The organism is uncultured Cardiobacterium sp. (assembly GCF_938028185.1).
Lineage (GTDB): Bacteria > Pseudomonadota > Gammaproteobacteria > Cardiobacteriales > Cardiobacteriaceae > Cardiobacterium.
This window is the reverse complement of record NZ_CALJAH010000262.1, coordinates 1-15,216: the sequence shown is the minus strand read 5'-3', so window position 1 is coordinate 15,216 and position 15,216 is coordinate 1. Positions and strand designations below refer to the sequence as shown.

16 protein-coding genes are annotated in these 15,216 nt (G+C 59.4%); 11 read left to right on the top strand and 5 right to left on the bottom strand.

What is annotated here, in order from left to right; all coding sequences use genetic code 11:
- Positions 1–200 precede the first annotated feature (200 nt).
- The 5 genes from Q0349_RS07705 to Q0349_RS07685 all read right to left on the bottom strand — a co-directional run bounded on the left by Q0349_RS07705 (position 201) and on the right by Q0349_RS07685 (position 3,311).
- The gene (locus Q0349_RS07705) at positions 201–668 is read right to left on the bottom strand and encodes a hypothetical protein (RefSeq protein ID WP_298080288.1); all 468 of its coding nucleotides are present in this window, start codon (positions 666–668) and stop codon (positions 201–203) included.
- Positions 669–887: 219 nt separating this feature from the next.
- The gene (locus Q0349_RS07700) at positions 888–1,730 is read right to left on the bottom strand and encodes a hypothetical protein (RefSeq protein WP_298080287.1); all 843 of its coding nucleotides are present in this window, start codon (positions 1,728–1,730) and stop codon (positions 888–890) included.
- Between the two features lie 82 nt (positions 1,731–1,812).
- On the bottom strand, positions 1,813–2,319 hold the full coding sequence (locus Q0349_RS07695) for a hypothetical protein (RefSeq protein WP_298080286.1): 507 nt from the start codon (positions 2,317–2,319) through the stop codon (positions 1,813–1,815).
- Between the two features lie 64 nt (positions 2,320–2,383).
- A complete protein-coding gene (locus Q0349_RS07690) occupies positions 2,384–2,833 on the bottom strand; it encodes a hypothetical protein (protein ID WP_298080285.1) in 450 nt (149 codons plus the stop codon).
- Positions 2,834–2,888: 55 nt separating this feature from the next.
- The gene (locus Q0349_RS07685; protein WP_298080284.1) at positions 2,889–3,311 is read right to left on the bottom strand and encodes a hypothetical protein; all 423 of its coding nucleotides are present in this window, start codon (positions 3,309–3,311) and stop codon (positions 2,889–2,891) included.
- A gap of 88 nt (positions 3,312–3,399) precedes the next feature.
- Here Q0349_RS07685 and Q0349_RS07680 point away from each other — a divergent pair, with 88 nt between their 5' ends.
- The 11 genes from Q0349_RS07680 to Q0349_RS07630 all read left to right on the top strand — a co-directional run bounded on the left by Q0349_RS07680 (position 3,400) and on the right by Q0349_RS07630 (position 14,698).
- Positions 3,400–4,434, top strand: a complete 1,035-nt coding sequence (locus tag Q0349_RS07680; RefSeq protein ID WP_298080283.1) for a Gfo/Idh/MocA family oxidoreductase — start codon at positions 3,400–3,402, stop codon at positions 4,432–4,434.
- Positions 4,435–4,693: 259 nt separating this feature from the next.
- Complete coding sequence (gene dsbD / locus Q0349_RS07675; RefSeq protein WP_298080282.1) at positions 4,694–6,835, top strand: protein-disulfide reductase DsbD; 2,142 nt, start codon at positions 4,694–4,696, stop codon at positions 6,833–6,835.
- 97 nt (positions 6,836–6,932) lie between these two features.
- Positions 6,933–7,379, top strand: coding sequence for a type II 3-dehydroquinate dehydratase (aroQ, locus tag Q0349_RS07670; RefSeq protein ID WP_298080281.1), 447 nt, complete (start codon positions 6,933–6,935; stop codon positions 7,377–7,379).
- Positions 7,380–7,392: 13 nt separating this feature from the next.
- Complete coding sequence (gene accB / locus Q0349_RS07665) at positions 7,393–7,851, top strand: acetyl-CoA carboxylase biotin carboxyl carrier protein (protein ID WP_298080280.1); 459 nt, start codon at positions 7,393–7,395, stop codon at positions 7,849–7,851.
- A 10-nt stretch (positions 7,852–7,861) separates the two neighbouring features.
- Positions 7,862–9,205 (top strand): acetyl-CoA carboxylase biotin carboxylase subunit, encoded by a 1,344-nt coding sequence (gene accC / locus Q0349_RS07660; protein ID WP_298080279.1) that lies wholly within the window; start codon positions 7,862–7,864, stop codon positions 9,203–9,205.
- 129 nt (positions 9,206–9,334) lie between these two features.
- Positions 9,335–10,219: a 50S ribosomal protein L11 methyltransferase gene (gene prmA / locus Q0349_RS07655; RefSeq protein WP_298080278.1), complete on the top strand. Its 885-nt coding sequence runs from the start codon at positions 9,335–9,337 to the stop codon at positions 10,217–10,219.
- A gap of 88 nt (positions 10,220–10,307) precedes the next feature.
- A complete protein-coding gene (gene dusB, locus Q0349_RS07650; RefSeq protein ID WP_298080277.1) occupies positions 10,308–11,249 on the top strand; it encodes a tRNA dihydrouridine synthase DusB in 942 nt (313 codons plus the stop codon).
- A gap of 12 nt (positions 11,250–11,261) precedes the next feature.
- Entirely contained in the window at positions 11,262–11,525 is a 264-nt protein-coding gene (locus Q0349_RS07645) for a helix-turn-helix domain-containing protein (RefSeq protein WP_298080276.1), read from the top strand.
- On the top strand, positions 11,522–11,950 hold the full coding sequence (locus tag Q0349_RS07640) for a DUF192 domain-containing protein (protein WP_298080275.1): 429 nt from the start codon (positions 11,522–11,524) through the stop codon (positions 11,948–11,950). Before Q0349_RS07645 ends, Q0349_RS07640 begins: the two co-directional genes overlap by 4 nt.
- 69 nt (positions 11,951–12,019) lie before the next feature.
- The gene (locus tag Q0349_RS07635) at positions 12,020–12,550 is read left to right on the top strand and encodes an inorganic diphosphatase (RefSeq protein ID WP_298080274.1); all 531 of its coding nucleotides are present in this window, start codon (positions 12,020–12,022) and stop codon (positions 12,548–12,550) included.
- 45 nt (positions 12,551–12,595) lie between these two features.
- Entirely contained in the window at positions 12,596–14,698 is a 2,103-nt protein-coding gene (locus Q0349_RS07630; protein ID WP_298080273.1) for a prolyl oligopeptidase family serine peptidase, read from the top strand.
- Positions 14,699–15,216: the final 518 nt, after the last annotated feature.

Here is a 15,216-nt window from a genome sequence, read left to right as displayed (position 1 = left end):
GGAGCTTCTTCATGTAAACCTCTTGAATGCAAGGGAAAAGGGAGCCGGAAATGGCGCACGGGATTATAGGGTAACACGCCGGTAAATGCGATAACTTCTTGTTAGCCGCCGTGGAATATTGTGGCAGACGCAGAAAAATCCCCGCAGTGTGCGACGGCGAGCCACAAAAAACCGCGCCGGAGCGCGGTGGGTCATGTGATTTATGGCTTCTGTTTTTCCGACGCTGCGGCGGGTACCGCATCTGCAAGTATCCTGCCGCAGGCCTTGTAGGCTTCATTGCTAATATCTTTTATTGCTTGTAGTGATTTTCTTGTGTCTTCCACCAAACTTCCACTAAATAATTTGGCCAATATTGAAAATTGGGCATCGTAATCCAATTTATCAGAGAAACATTGGCACAGGCTGTCATTATCTTCACCATTGATTTTGACACAATCTTCTTTCACTATTTCTTTATACTCATCCAGTCGTTCGCGCAGTTTTACAACCATAATTTTGGCCAATTCTTCTGCGGCCAGTGGATAACCGGCTATTTTTGCTTCCTGTAATACTTCATTGCTAATCTGTTCTTTAAGTATATCGCCTTTGCTTTTTTCGACAGCAATTGCAGTTATGGTAAATACTACAAAAAACAGACCAGCAAGGACGTTTTTCAGAATATTTTTCATGGAAATCTCCTTGTGTTAAAAATGTCAAGGGTTTGGGATAGTTCATGTCGGTCGTCACATGGGGATTATTTTCTGCCCCGAACCTCCCTTACGGGGGAGAGAGCTGACCTGCGTACGTCCGCAAAACATTGCTTGCAGTAGACGCAATTGTAATAGCACTTGGCTTGAATCAACGAATCAAATCGTACCGAGCGGAAATTTGCTGCGTAGGTACAACAACTACTTTTGTTTTTTTGCTTTGGCGATTGAGGCGGACAAACCGCAAGCCTTGCCTGTCGTCATGATAGCTTGTTGCCGTGCCTGCCGCGCTTTTTTCTGCGCTTGCGGTTCTCCCTCAAGGGTTTTTATGACCAGGGAAAATTGGGCTTCGTAATCGAGTTTGTCGGCAAAGCATTGGCATTCGCTCTTTTTGTCGCTGCCGAATGTGCTGAGGCAGTCTTCTTTACTGGCCTGTTTGAAGTCGGCCAGATGTGTATGCAGTTTGTCGGCAAGCATTTGGGGTATTTGCGTTTCTGTCAGCGGTTTGCCCGATGCTGCGGCGGATTTTGCTTGCTGGAGTAATTCTCCGATGATTGTTTTAGTCAGCAGGTCTGTTTTGCTGGATACCTTTGGGGTTTCCTGACTATGGGCAATACTCAAATCGCACGCCTTGATGGCGGTCATTTCCTGTTCTTGTCGTAGCTGCTGCGCTTTTTCGACTTCTGCTGCCCGTATTTTTGGGTCTGCATTCAGCGCCTTTTCCATCCGTGCCAGGTGAGCGTTGTAATCCACTTTGTTGATAAAGCATTGGCATTGTTTTTGGTTGGCCTTGCCGTAATCGCGGATGCAGTCTTCTTTCATGGCGTCGCTGTATTCGTTCTGGCGTATGCGCAGCTTGGCAATGACCCGTTGACTTATTTCTGCCTCATTGGGGCTAGTACCAGATGCCTGCATTTCTTGCATGACTTCGGTGGCAACCTGTTTTCTGAGGATTTCGTATTTGCTTTGCGCCGCAGCCGTCACGTGAATGGCGATACCGGCCAGCAGGATTGCGGCGAGGGTGTTTTTCAGGATTTTTTTCATGATGATTTACTTGGAGATTTCAGCAACAAAAACGGCGCAGATTATCCGCGCGGGGATATATCTGCGCCGCTGTGCAGGCGATTTATTTTTTCGCCGGTTGGGCTTCTGCCGCTTTGGCCGCCTCGGCAGCCGCTTTGGCTTCAGCTTCACGGCTGATGTTGATGTCCAGTCCGCAGGCCTTGTACGCCGCTTCTTCGTTTTCTTTAACCGTCCGGGCTTCTTTTTCCAGATTGGCGTCCGGCGTGGCGACCTGTTTTTCCATCATCGCAAAGTATTGCTCGAAATCCAGCTTGTCGGTTACGCACTGGCATTGGCTGTTTTTTTCTTTGCCGTAATCCTTGACACAGTCATCTGTTACCGCTTCTTTGAATTCGCCCAGGTGGGCGCGCATTTTGCCGAGGAATTTTTGTGCAAGGTCTTTTTCGGTGATGTTTTTCCCGGCTTTGCTGTCCGCCGTGATTTCCTGTATCAGCTCATTGGCGATTTTTTCACCAAGTTCATCGGATTTGTTTTTTTCCGCGGCCATGGTAGTTGTGGCTACTGCGGCAAGCAGCAAGGCGGCGAGGGTGTTTTTCAGAGATGCTTTCATCGTTTTTCCTGGTTATGGATGGAAGTGTTCAGGCGCGCAGGGGCGCGCCTGATAAAGGGGATAGTTATTCGGTTTCCTCGTGATATTCAAGGCCGCAGGATTCATAAACGGCTTTTTCGTTTTTAATGATGGCCTTGCTCTCCTTTTCAATCTCTGCGGGGCTGGCATCATTCAGTTGTTTTTCCATCAGGGCAAAGCTGGCTTCGTAGTCGAGTTTCCCGGTTGCACATTTGCATTGGCTTTCTTTGTCCTTGCCGTATTCCTGCACACAGTCTTCGTGCATGGTTTCTCTAAATTCGCCGAGATGGTCGTGCATTTTTTTCAGGAACAGGCGGCCAACTTCTTCATCGCTCGGCTCTTTGCCATTCGTGCTATGTTGGCTCATCAGTTCTTGCGTCATTTCCAGCACGATTTTGTTGGCCAGCGCGTCGGCTTTTTCATCTTTTGCCTGCGCTGTCATGGCCAGTCCGGCAAGCAGTAATCCGGCAAGGGCGCTTTTCATTAGCGGTTTCATCGTAGATTCCTTGTATTGAGAGAAGAAAACAGGAATTAGGCGGCTGTAGCGGCCGTTATTTGAGCCGCAGCCCGCAAATGCGGTAGGCGCGTGCAGTCATCGCATCCAGGCGGCTTATTTCGTAGCGGTAATCGCCGCGCGGGTTGGCGCGGTATTTTTGTGTGTACCTGAAGACGGCATCGTAATCCAGTTTATTGGCAAGGCATTGGCACTGGTGCAATTTTTCCGGGCCATAGGTTTCGATGCAATCATTGCGCGTCGCCAGTTTCAGCTCACCACGGTGTACGCGCATTTTTTTGCCGAGAATTTGGCTGACGGCCTTGTTGCCCAGTTTTTTGCCACGAACCGCCTCTTTCCAGGCGACCTCCTGCGCCACTTCACGATTGACCTGATCACCGAGGCGCGAGGCGCGGTCAGCCTTGACGCAGGCAGTGAGGCTCAGGCTGCAAAGCAGCAATGCAAACAGCGTTTTTTTCATTTCAGTTGCCTTTATCTAGGGGGAAACTGCGATAATTATAAACGGCTTTTTATTACAATATTTCATCATGTTTGATGAGGAGAATTCCATGCAACACATTCCCGTCGCGATCATTGGTTGCGGTATGTCCGCCCGCACCTTTCATTTGCCGCTGATTGCCGCGAGCGCCGATTTCCGCCTCACCGCGCTGGTGAGCAGCCGTCCGCAGCCGGATGTTGCCGTGGCGCAATTCCCGGATGCGGCGGCAATGCTGGCACAGTCTGACGCGGAGCTGGTGGTGATTACCGCGCCGAATGCGGTGCATTTTTCCCTCGCCGCGCAGTGTCTGGCAGCGGGGCGGCACGTCGTGCTGGAAAAGCCGATGGTGAACACGGTCGCCGAGGGACGCGAGCTGATGGCGCGGGCAGAACGCGCCGGGCGGCTGCTTTCGGTCTTTCATAACCGCCGCTGGGACAGTGATTTTTTGACGTTGCAGGCGCTCTTGGCGCGCGGCGAGCTGGGTGCGTTGCGCTTTTTTGAGTCGCGCTGGGACCGCTTCCGCCCCGAAGTGCGCGACCGCTGGCGCGAGAATCCCGGCGTCGGCGCGGGAATTTGGTATGACCTCGGCGCGCATTTGCTCGATCAGGCGCTGACGCTGTTCGGGATGCCGCAGGCGGTGACGGGCAACTGCCGCGCGCTGCGCCCCGGCAGCCGGACGGTGGATTATGCACAGGTGCAGTTGCATTACCCGGATTTTGAAGCGGTTTTGCATACTTCGCCCTATACCTGCGCGCCGGTCGCGCGTTTCCGCGTCGAGGGCGATGCGGGCAATTTCGTCAAATTCGGGCTGGATGTGCAGGAGGCGCAGTTGAAGGCGTGGCTGTCGCCGTGCGATGCCACTTACGGGCTGGAGGATGCGGCGCAGTTCGGCACGCTTTATGCGCCGGATGGCAGCGCCCGCACCGTGCCGCCGGTGCGCGGCGATTTTGCCGCTTTTTACCGCAATATCGCCGCCGCCCTGCGCGGGCAGGCGCCGCTGGCGGTGACGGCAGAGGACGCGCTGCGGGTGATTTATTTGACCGAGCTCGCGCAGCAAAGCAGCGATTGCGGGCGCAGGCTGGCGGTGGATACGACGGCAGTTTGAGGATTTCCCGCAAGCCGCCATAAGGATTTGATGTCCGGGAGGATTAAGGCGATACGGCGATGCGTATTGCGCTATGCAAGCGCGGCGATTCGCACGGGTGGGTTTGTCCGAATGGCAGGAAAGGTTTGCGCCATAGCGGGCGGGCGCTCTGCCGTCGCAATCTTTTGCGCGTCCGGCTTGAATTGCCGAATGGCAGTAGCGCGGCGCGGCAAATCCGCTAGAATTGCGCCCGTTTTCACCCATTCATAACTCACGCATCATGAAATATTTGCTTTCTCTCTTTTGGCTTCTCGCTGCCGCTGTCGCGCAGGCCGATCCGCTGCCTGCCGAGGAGGTGTTCAAGCCGGAAATCCATCAAAGCGCGACCGCCGACGGCTATCGCACCGAAGTCACCATCCATTTTCCCGACGGCTATTATTTGTATGCCGACAAGACTACGCTCGGCGGGGTGGTTGGCGAGGAGTCGCGCACCCCGGCGGAGGCGAAGGAAGACCCGTATTTGGGGCCGACGCAGGTGTGGCATCAGCCGCCGACGATTACCCTCAGCCACCGCGACCGCGCTGACACGTTTACGCTGAAGACGCAGGGCTGCGAGGAAAACGTTATTTGTTATCCGCCGACGTCGTGGACGTTGCAGGTGCCGCCTGCCGAGGTCGCCGCCAATGAGGCGGTCATGGCGCAACGGGCGACGGCGGCAAATGTTGAACCCGCCGACACTGCCCCAGCCGCGCAACCGTCGCTGTTCCAGACGAAGAAAAACGAGGTCTTGCCGGAAGACCAGGCGTTTCTCGTCGATGCGCAAAAAGGCACGAACGGCCAGCTTGACCTGCATTATCAAATGCCGGAGGGCTATTACCTCTACCGCCATAGTCTGAAGGCGGAGCTGGACGGCAAGCCGCTGGCGCTGCCGTTGCCAGAGGGCGAGCGGCATCAGGACGATTTTCTCGGCGAGCAGGAGATTTACCGCAACACCCTGCGCTTCAGCCTGCCCGACGTGCAGGGCAAGGCGCTCACCCTGCATCTGCAAGGCTGCGCCGAGGGGCTGATTTGCTACCCGCCCATTCAGCGGCAATTCCATTTTGAGGCGGGCAATAGCGCGGGCGGTCTCACCACCACGCCTGCCGTTGCTGCGGAAACACCCGCCGCGTCGCCCGCCGTCGCCGCCAGCAGCGATACGCCTTCCGCCATCGTGCAGAAGTTGAACGACCATTTCTTCATCGCGCTGCCGCTCGTTTTGCTGCTCGGCATCGGCGTCAGTTTCACCGCCTGCGTCTATCCGCTGGTGCCGATTGTCACCAGCCTCGTTGTCGGCAAGAACACCAGCACCGCCCGCGCCTACCGCCTCATCAGCGTCTATGTGCTGGCGATGGGCGCGGCGATGGCGCTGCTCGGCGCGGTCTTTGGCATTTTCCAGATTAACCTGCAAGTGATTCTGCAAAAGCCGTGGATTACCGTGCTGGTAGCGCTGCTCTTTGCCGGGCTGTCGCTGTCGCTGTTTGACGTTTATACCCTGCAAACGCCGCGCTGGTTGCAAAAACCGGTGGACAAACTCAACCGCAAACAGCAATCCGGCTCGTACAGCGGTGCGGCGGCGATGGGCGCGCTCTCCATCCTCGTCGTCAGCCCCTGCGCCACGCCGATTTTGACCGCATTGCTGCTCTTTACCACGCAAACCACCCCGCTCAAGGGCGCGACCGCCTTGTTCTTCTTCGGCCTCGGTACCGGTCTGCCGCTCTTGCTGTTCGCTGGCGCCTTCCGCAAATTCCTGCCGAAAGCGGGCGCGTGGATGGATAACGTCAAAAAAGGCTTTGCTTTCGCCCTGCTCGCCATCGCCACCTACCTCGTTACCCGCATCATGCCGCTCAGCTGGGCGCTCGCGGTGTGGACGCTCTACGCGCTGCTCTTTGCGACCTATATCTATGACGAAGGCAAACTGCGCCGCTTCCTCGCGGGCGCGGGACTCGTCATCGCCATCGCGCTCGGCACGCAAAGCACCGCGCAATTCTTCGCGCCGCCCGCCGCAGCCGTCGCCCAACAAGGCGCGGCCTTCCGCGAACTGCATAGCAAAGCGGAAATCGAAGCGGCGCTCGCGGCAAGCGACAAACCGGTCTTCCTCGACTTCTACGCCGACTGGTGTGTGGCCTGCAAAAAATGGGAAGCGCACATCTGGCACAACCCGCGCTTTGCCGCCGCGCTTGCCGACTACACCCTGCTGAAAATAGACGTTACCGACTTCGATGATGCGCACAAAGCCATCTTCAACGAACTCGGCCTCGTCGGCCCGCCTGCCGTCCTCTATTACCCGCCGCACGGCCAACTCGCCGCGCCGCAGGAAAAAATCATCGGCGAGCAGAACGCGGATGATTTCGCGGCAAAACTGGCAGAATGGCGCAAGAAATAGACTATAATGCGCGGCTTTAACGCCCCCGGCCCGCAATACCATACGGTGTTGCGGGCATCAATATGCGACCACCACCCCATTTGAGACAACACACCCTATGGCGCTCATTTTTGTCATCAACGGCCCCAACCTCAACCTGCTCGGCAGCCGCGAACCGGCGCACTACGGGCATGACACCCTCGACAGCATCGAACACCGCCTCAGCGAAATGGCGACCGGCCTCGGCCACCAACTCGAATTCATCCAGCACAACCACGAAGGCGTCCTCATCGACCTCATCCACGCCGCAGGCAAACACGAAGTCGATTACATCATCATCAACCCCGCTGCCTTCACCCATACCAGCGTTGCCCTGCGCGACGCACTCGCCGCCGTCGCCATCCCCTTTACCGAAGTCCACCTCTCGAACATCTACCGCCGCGAACCCTTCCGCCAGCACTCCTACTTCAGCGACCTCGCACAAGGCGTCATCAGCGGCTTCGGCGCGACCGGCTACGAACTGGCGCTGACTGCCGCCCACCACTACCTTACCCAACCCAAATAAGAGACCGCCCACTATGGACATCCGCAAAATCAAAAAACTCATCGAAATGCTCGAAACCTCCGGGATAGCCGAACTGGAAATCACCGAAGGCGAAGAATCCGTGCGCATCAGCCGCTACGGACAAACCCCGCCGATGCCCGCGATGCCCTACCCGCCGCAGGCGTACAACCTCGCCGCCCCTGCCCCTGCTACCGCACCTGCCGCCGAAGCAGCGCCTGCGGGCAAACCCGCACCGGACGGCAAAATCATCCGCTCGCCGATGGTCGGCACCTTCTACAACGCCCCCGCCCCCGACGCCGACCCCTTCGTCAAACTGGGCGACGACATCAAAACCGGCGACACCGTCTGCATCATCGAAGCGATGAAAATGTTCAACCGCATCGAAGCCGACTTTGGCGGCAAAATCGTCGAAATCCTCGTCGAAAACGGCCAGCCGGTCGAATACGACGAACCGCTGTTCGTGGTCAAATAAGGAGCGCGCCATGTTTGAGAAAGTGCTGATAGCCAACCGGGGCGAAATCGCGCTGCGCATCCTGCGCGCCTGCCGCGAAATGGGCATCGAAACCGTCGCCGTCCACTCCAAGGCCGATGCCGACCTCAAACACGTCGTGCTGGCCGACGAATCCGTCTGCATCGGCCCCGCGCCATCGTCCGAAAGCTACCTCAATATGCCGGCCATCATCGCCGCCGCCGAAGTCACCAACGCCGACGCCATCCACCCCGGCTACGGCTTCCTCTCCGAAAACGCCGACTTCGCCGAGCGCGTCGAACAATCCGGCTTCACCTTCATCGGCCCGCGCGCCGACACCATCCGCATGATGGGCGACAAAGTCGAAGCCATCAAGGCGATGAAAGCCGCCGGCATCCCCTGCGTCCCCGGCTCCGACGGCCCGCTCAGTACCGACCCGGACGAAATCCGCGCTACCGCCGAGCGCATCGGCTACCCGGTCATCATCAAAGCCGCAGGCGGCGGCGGCGGACGCGGAATGCGTGTCGTCAGAAGCGCCGACGAAGTCGTTGATGCCGTGCGCCTCACCAAAACCGAAGCGCGCCAGGCCTTTGGTAACGACATGGTATACATGGAAAAATTCCTCGAAACCCCGCGCCACATCGAAATCCAGGTACTGTCGGACAAACACGGCAACGCCATCCACCTCGGCGAACGCGACTGCTCCCTGCAACGCCGCCACCAAAAAGTCATGGAAGAAGCGCCCGCCCCCGGCATCACAGAAGCACAGCGCAACGCCATCGGCGCCGTCTGCGTCGAAGCCTGCAAACGCATCGGCTACCACGGCGCCGGCACCTTTGAATTCCTCTACGAAAACGGCGAATTCTACTTCATCGAAATGAACACCCGCGTCCAGGTCGAACACCCCGTCACCGAAATGGTCACCGGGGTGGACATCGTGCGCGAACAAATCCGCATCGCCGCCGGCCTGCCGCTTAGTTACACCCAGGACGACATCAAAGTGCGCGGCCACGCCCTCGAATGCCGCATCAACGCCGAGAACGCCAAAACCTTCATCCCCTCGCCGGGGCGCGTCACCGAATTCCACGCGCCGGGCGGCCTGGGCGTGCGCGTCGAATCGCACCTCTACGACGGCTACACCGTACCGCCGCACTACGATTCGATGATCGGCAAACTCATCACCTGGGGCGATGACCGGGAAACCGCGATAGCGCGGGCGAAAATGGCACTGCGCGAACTCGTCATCGAAGGCATCAGCACCAACATTGAGCTGCACCAGGACCTGCTCGAAGACCCCGTTGTCAACAAAGGCGGAATGGACATCCACTACCTTGAACACAAACTCGGACTGGCCTGAACCCGACGCCCCGCATCCGCGGGGCGAATTGCTTGTGGCGCCCGAACTGCCGCATTCCCGTAGGGTGGGGCTTGCCCCACCACATCACCGACATACCCGCTCCGCCAAAACCCCAAAAGGAAACACCCCATGACCGCACAATGGCTGGAAATCACCCTGCACAGCACAAGCGACACCGACGCCGACCACATTGAAGCCGCACTCGAAGCCGCGGGCGCGATTGCCATCACCTACACCGCCGCCGATGACGAAGAAATCTTTGAGCCGCCCGTCGGCACGATGCCGCTGTGGCAACACACCGGCATCACCGGTCTCTTCCCGCAAAACAGCGACCCGGAAACCATCCACTTCCTGCTGCGCGCCGCGCTCGGCAACGACATCGCCTTGAACGACCGCCTCTTTGCCGACAGCGAATGGACGCGCGCCTGGCTTGACCACTTCCGCCCGATCGACTTTGGCGGCGGCTTTTGGGTGGCGGCGAGCGAACACCATATTGATGACCCAACAGCGACCGTGCTGCGTCTTGACCCTGGTCTCGCCTTCGGCACCGGCACGCATCCATCGACTGCAATGTGCCTCAACTGGCTGGTACACCACAGCGCGCTCGCGGGCAAAACCGTCTATGACTACGGCTGCGGCAGCGGCATCCTCGGCATCGCCGCCGCCCTGCTCGGTGCAGCGCACGTCTGGCAGACCGACATCGACCCGCAGGCGCTCACCGCCAGCGGCGAAAACGCCGACAAAAACGGCGTGCGCGCGCGCATCACCCTCTGCGCCGACCCCAATGAAGCGCCCAAAGTCGATTTGCTCGTCGCCAACATCCTGCTCGAACCGCTCTGCTTCCTCCGCCCACAGTTTGAAAAACACCTGCGCGCAGACAGCCAGCTCATCTTCGCCGGACTGCTTGAGCGGCAGGAAGACCGCATCCGCGCAGCCTACGGCGATGCCTATCACATCAGCCGCGCCGACGAACGCGACGGCTGGATACTGCTGCACTTGCGTCCCAAATCCTAAACATCCCTCCCCCGTGGGAGAGGGGCGGGGGTGGGGTTTGCCCGCACACCTCGTTGCCCAATAAACATCCTCGCCCAAATCCAAAACCATGCACCTCGGCTCCTTCCACTACCCGCAGCCCGTCATCGTCCTTGCGCCGATGGCGGGCGTGAGCGACCTGCCCTTCCGCCGCCTCTGCCAGGAAAACGGCGCGGATTACAGCACCGCCGAAATGATCAGCGCCAAACCCGAACTGCTGCACACCGCGCATTCCGCCACGCGGCTACAATTCGACCCCGACCCGCGTTACCCGAAAATCGTCCAGCTCGTCGGCGGCGATGCGACGCTCATGGCGGAAGCCGCGCTGCTCATGCAGGCGAAAGGCGCGGACATCATCGACCTCAACATGGGCTGCCCGGCGAAAACCGTCGCCCGCCAACAAGCCGGCTCGGCGCTGCTGGCTGACCTCCGCCAAGTCGAAAAAATCCTTGCCGCCGTCGTGCGCGCGGTAAACATCCCGGTTACCCTGAAAACCCGCCTCGGCTACCACGACGGCCAACCGGTCATCACAGAAGTCGCACGCATCGCGGAAGCCTGCGGCATTGCCGCGCTTGCCGTACATGGCCGCAGCCGCGCGCAGCGTTACCAGGGCGAAGCCGACCACGCCGCCATTGCCGAAGCGAAAGCACAAACCCGCCTGCCGGTGATTGCCAACGGCGACATTACCAGCGCTGAACAAGCGAAAACCCTGCTTGACCGCTACGGCTTCGACGGCATCATGATAGGCCGCGCCGCCCTCGGCGACCCGTGGCTCTTTGCCCGCTGCCAGGCGCTCATCAATGGCCGCACCCTGCCCGCCGCCGAAAAAACCGCCCAAATCCGCGCCCATCTGCGCGACTTGCACCAACACTACGGCGTGCAGGCAACCGCCATCGCGCGCAAACACCTGCACGCCTACCTGCGCCCGCATCCCGATTACCCCGCACTGCGCCCGGCCATCAACCACGCCGCGCATCTCGACGCCCAACTCGCCCTCATCCCGAAGCCCTAACCGAGAAAACCCATGCCCCCGCTGACCCTTCGCGCCGCCATCGAATACAGCATTGCCGAATACTACGCCCTGCACGACGGCGACGACACCCGCATCACCAACCTCTACCACCTCATCATCAGCGAAGCCGAACACGCCCTCATCAGCCACACCATGCAGCGCTGCCACGACAACCAGAGCCACGCCGCCAGAGTCCTCGGCATCACCCGCAACACCCTGAAAAAAAAGCTGACCGAACACCGCATTCCCTACCAAAGCCCGCAACAACAACGATGAAAAAAACCATCCCCCTGCTTGCCCTCACCCTCCTCGCCGCCTGCCCCGCCCACGCGGCCGAATACCGCTGGCTGCACGACGGCGAACGCCCCATCCTGGCCGAAATCGTGCGCAGCGACGCCGACCGCGCCCGCGGCCTGATGTATCGCCCCTGGCTCGCGCCCTACGGCGGGATGCTGTTCATCTTTGACCCGCCGCAACCGGTCGCCTTCTGGATGAAAAACACCCTGATACCGCTGGAAATACGCTTCTACAATGCTGACGGCCAACCCGTCGCCCGCCACCTCGCCACACCCTGCACCCACGACCCCTGCGCGCATTACCCCGTCCACGGCAAAGTCGCCTACGTCCTCGAAACCCGCGCCCGCTACCGCCTCGCCCCCCCGCGACAGCCGTTGTACATCTTCCCGGACGGGCGGGCCTAACCCTTCCAGCCGCCGTGCTACAGGCGCTTTGCTATAATCCCCCTCCCTTCAACAACCGAGGAAAACCCCATGGCAGACTTCAACCAAATCCTTGACGCGGGCGACGTGGACGGCGGCATCATCAACGTCGTTGTCGAAATCCCGGCAGGCTCCAACCACAAAATCGAGTGGAAGCGCAAAGTGGGCGCCTTGATGCTGGACCGCGTTGAGCCGCTCATCTTCGCCAAGCCGACCAACTACGGCTTCATCCCGCAAACGCTAGACGAAGACGGCGACGAGCTGGACGCGCTCATCATCACCGACACCCCGCTGCCGACCGGCGTCTATCTCGAAGCGCGCGTCATCGGCGTGATGAAATTCGTCGATGACGGCGAAGTCGATGACAAAATCGTCTGCGTCCCCGCCGACGACCGCCAAACCGGCGACGCCATCAAGACCCTGGCCGACCTGCCCGCGCAGCTCATCAAACAAATCGAATTCCACTTCAACAATTACAAGGCACTGAAAAAACCCGGCTCAACCAAAGTTGACCACTGGGGCGACATCAACGAGGCGAAACAAGTCATCCGTGACTCGCAAGCCCGCTGGAAAGCACAATAACCACCCGCAAGCCCCCGCCACCGGGGGCTTTCACCATCTATCCGCATGAAAAAAATCCTCCTCCTCACCCTCCTCCAGGCGAACACCCTCATGGCAACCCCACAAGACCCCAACCTCTGGCTTGAAGACATCGACAGCGAAAAATCCCTGCAATGGGTGCGCGAACAAAACGCCGCCGCCGAAAAAGCGCTCACGCAAAACCCCGCCTTCAAACAAATGGAAGCGGACATCCTCGCCGTGCTTGATTCCAAAGAAAAAATCCCCTACGCCGGCAAACGCGGCGACTACTACTACAACTACTGGCAGGACGACCAGCACCCGCGCGGCATCTGGCGGCGCACCACCCTCGACGAATACAAAAAGTCCAACCCCCAATGGGACAACATCCTCGACCTTGACGCATTAAATCGCGCGGAAAACGCCACCTGGGTCTGGCACGGCGCCCAATGCCTGCGCCCCGACTACCGCCGCTGCCTCATCAGCCTCTCCGACGGCGGCTCGGATGCCGACGAAACCCGCGAATACGACCTCGAGAAACGCGAATTCATCAAAGACGGCTACTACCGCCCCGCTGCCAAAGGCTCAATGAGCTGGATAGACGAAAACCACGTCTTCATCCAGACCGACTTCGGCAAAGACAGCATGAGCAGCTCCGGCTACCCGCGCGAAGCCCGCCTGTGGACGCGCGGCACCCCGCTGGAGCAGGCCGAACTCGTTTACCGGGGCAAAGACGGCGATATGCGCGTCATCGCTTACCACGACAGCACCCCCGGCTACGAACGCGATTACGTCGTGCGCATCATCGACTTCTACAACAACGAACTCTACCAGCGCCTGACCGACGGCAAACTGGTGAAAATTGACGTCCCCGACAGCGCCGAAAAAGGCGTCGTGCGCGACTGGCTCATCATCAGCCCGCGCGAAGACTGGACCGTCGGCGACAAAACCTACCCGGCGGGCAGCTACCTCGTCGCCAAATACGACGACTGGATGGCGGGCAAACGCGAACTGACCGCACTCTTCACCCCGGACGCGCACACCTCGCTCGCGGGCAGCACCTGGACCAAAAACTACCTCATCCTGGAAACCCTCGAAGACGTCAAAACCCGCCTTACCGTTTACGACCCGGCCAACCACTGGGCGCAAAGCAAACTCGCGGGCGTACCCGACATCGGCACCGCCAGCACCGCTGCCGTCGATGCCGACGAAAGCGACCAAATCTGGCTCACCACCAGCGGTTACACCCAGCCGACCACCCTCGCGCTCGCCGATCTCGCCCGCGCCCAACAGCCGCCCGAAACCCTGAAAACCCTGCCCGCCTACTTTGACGCGAGCGGACTCACCGTCGAACAACACTTCGCCACCAGCGACGACGGCACCCAAATCCCCTACACCATCGTCCGTCCGAAAGACCTGAAAACCGACGGCAACAACCCGACCCTGCTCTACGGCTACGGCGGCTTTGAAGTCGCGCTCACCCCCGGCTACGGCGGCGGCATCGGCAAAAGCTGGCTGACGCGCAAAACCGAAAGCGGCCGCAGCGGCGTGTACGTCGTCGCCAACATCCGTGGCGGTGGCGAATACGGCCCGCGCTGGCACCAGGCCGCGCTGAAAGAGCATCGCCACAAAGCCTACGAAGACTTCGCCGCCGTCGCCCGCGACCTCACCGCACGCGGCATCGCCAGCCCGGCCCACCTTGGCATCCAGGGTGGCAGCAACGGCGGCCTGCTGACGGGCAATATGCTGACCCAATACCCGGAACTGTTCTGCGCCATCGTCATCCAGGTGCCGCTGCTCGATATGCAGCGCTACCACAAACTGCTCGCCGGTGCCTCGTGGATAGCCGAATACGGCGACCCGGACAAACCCGAAGAATGGGCATACCTGCAAAACTACTCGCCCTATCATCGCTTTGACCCGGCGAAAAACTACCCGCCGGTGCTGTTCACCACCTCGACCCGCGACGACCGCGTCCACCCCGGCCACGCGCGCAAAATGATGGCGAAAATGCAGGAAGCGGGGAAAACCGCGCTTTACTACGAAAACACCGAAGGCGGCCACGGCGGTGCGGCAGACAACAAACAGCGCGCCTACATGAGCGCGCTTGCCTACACTTTCCTCTGGCAGACACTGACGAAGGGGCTGTAACCTGCCGCTGCTGCTATAAAAAAACGCCGCATTTGCGGCGTTTTTTCGCAGGTTGGGTTAGGCGCTGTTTATAGCCGTTCACCGAAAGTTTCAGCTTGTAGGGTGGGGCTTGCCCCACCATCACGAACCCCCGCCATCACGGTAGGGCAAGCCCCACCCTACAGGTTCTGCGGGAAGCGACAGTTTTGCGAGTCAAGGGATTCATGCCCAACGTTGTAACAACGGCAACAGCGTAGGATTTGTGCCGCAGGCACGCACGCGGTTGCCGATGTCAAATTCCGGCGTGCGTGTCGGCTACGCCACCACACGCCCTACGCACGAAACCCGCCCGTTGCGGATTTGAAAGGAGGTCTAAATTGTAAACAGCCCCTGGCGCGCTTATGCCCGCTCGCCTTTGCGGTGGTAATTGCCGCCTTTGCGTTCGGCAAACGGTTTTTTGCCGCCGCGTTTGCCGTCGAATTTCTTGCCGTCCGCCTTGCCGTAGCTTTTGCCCGGCGCGCCCCGGAATTTTTTCCCCG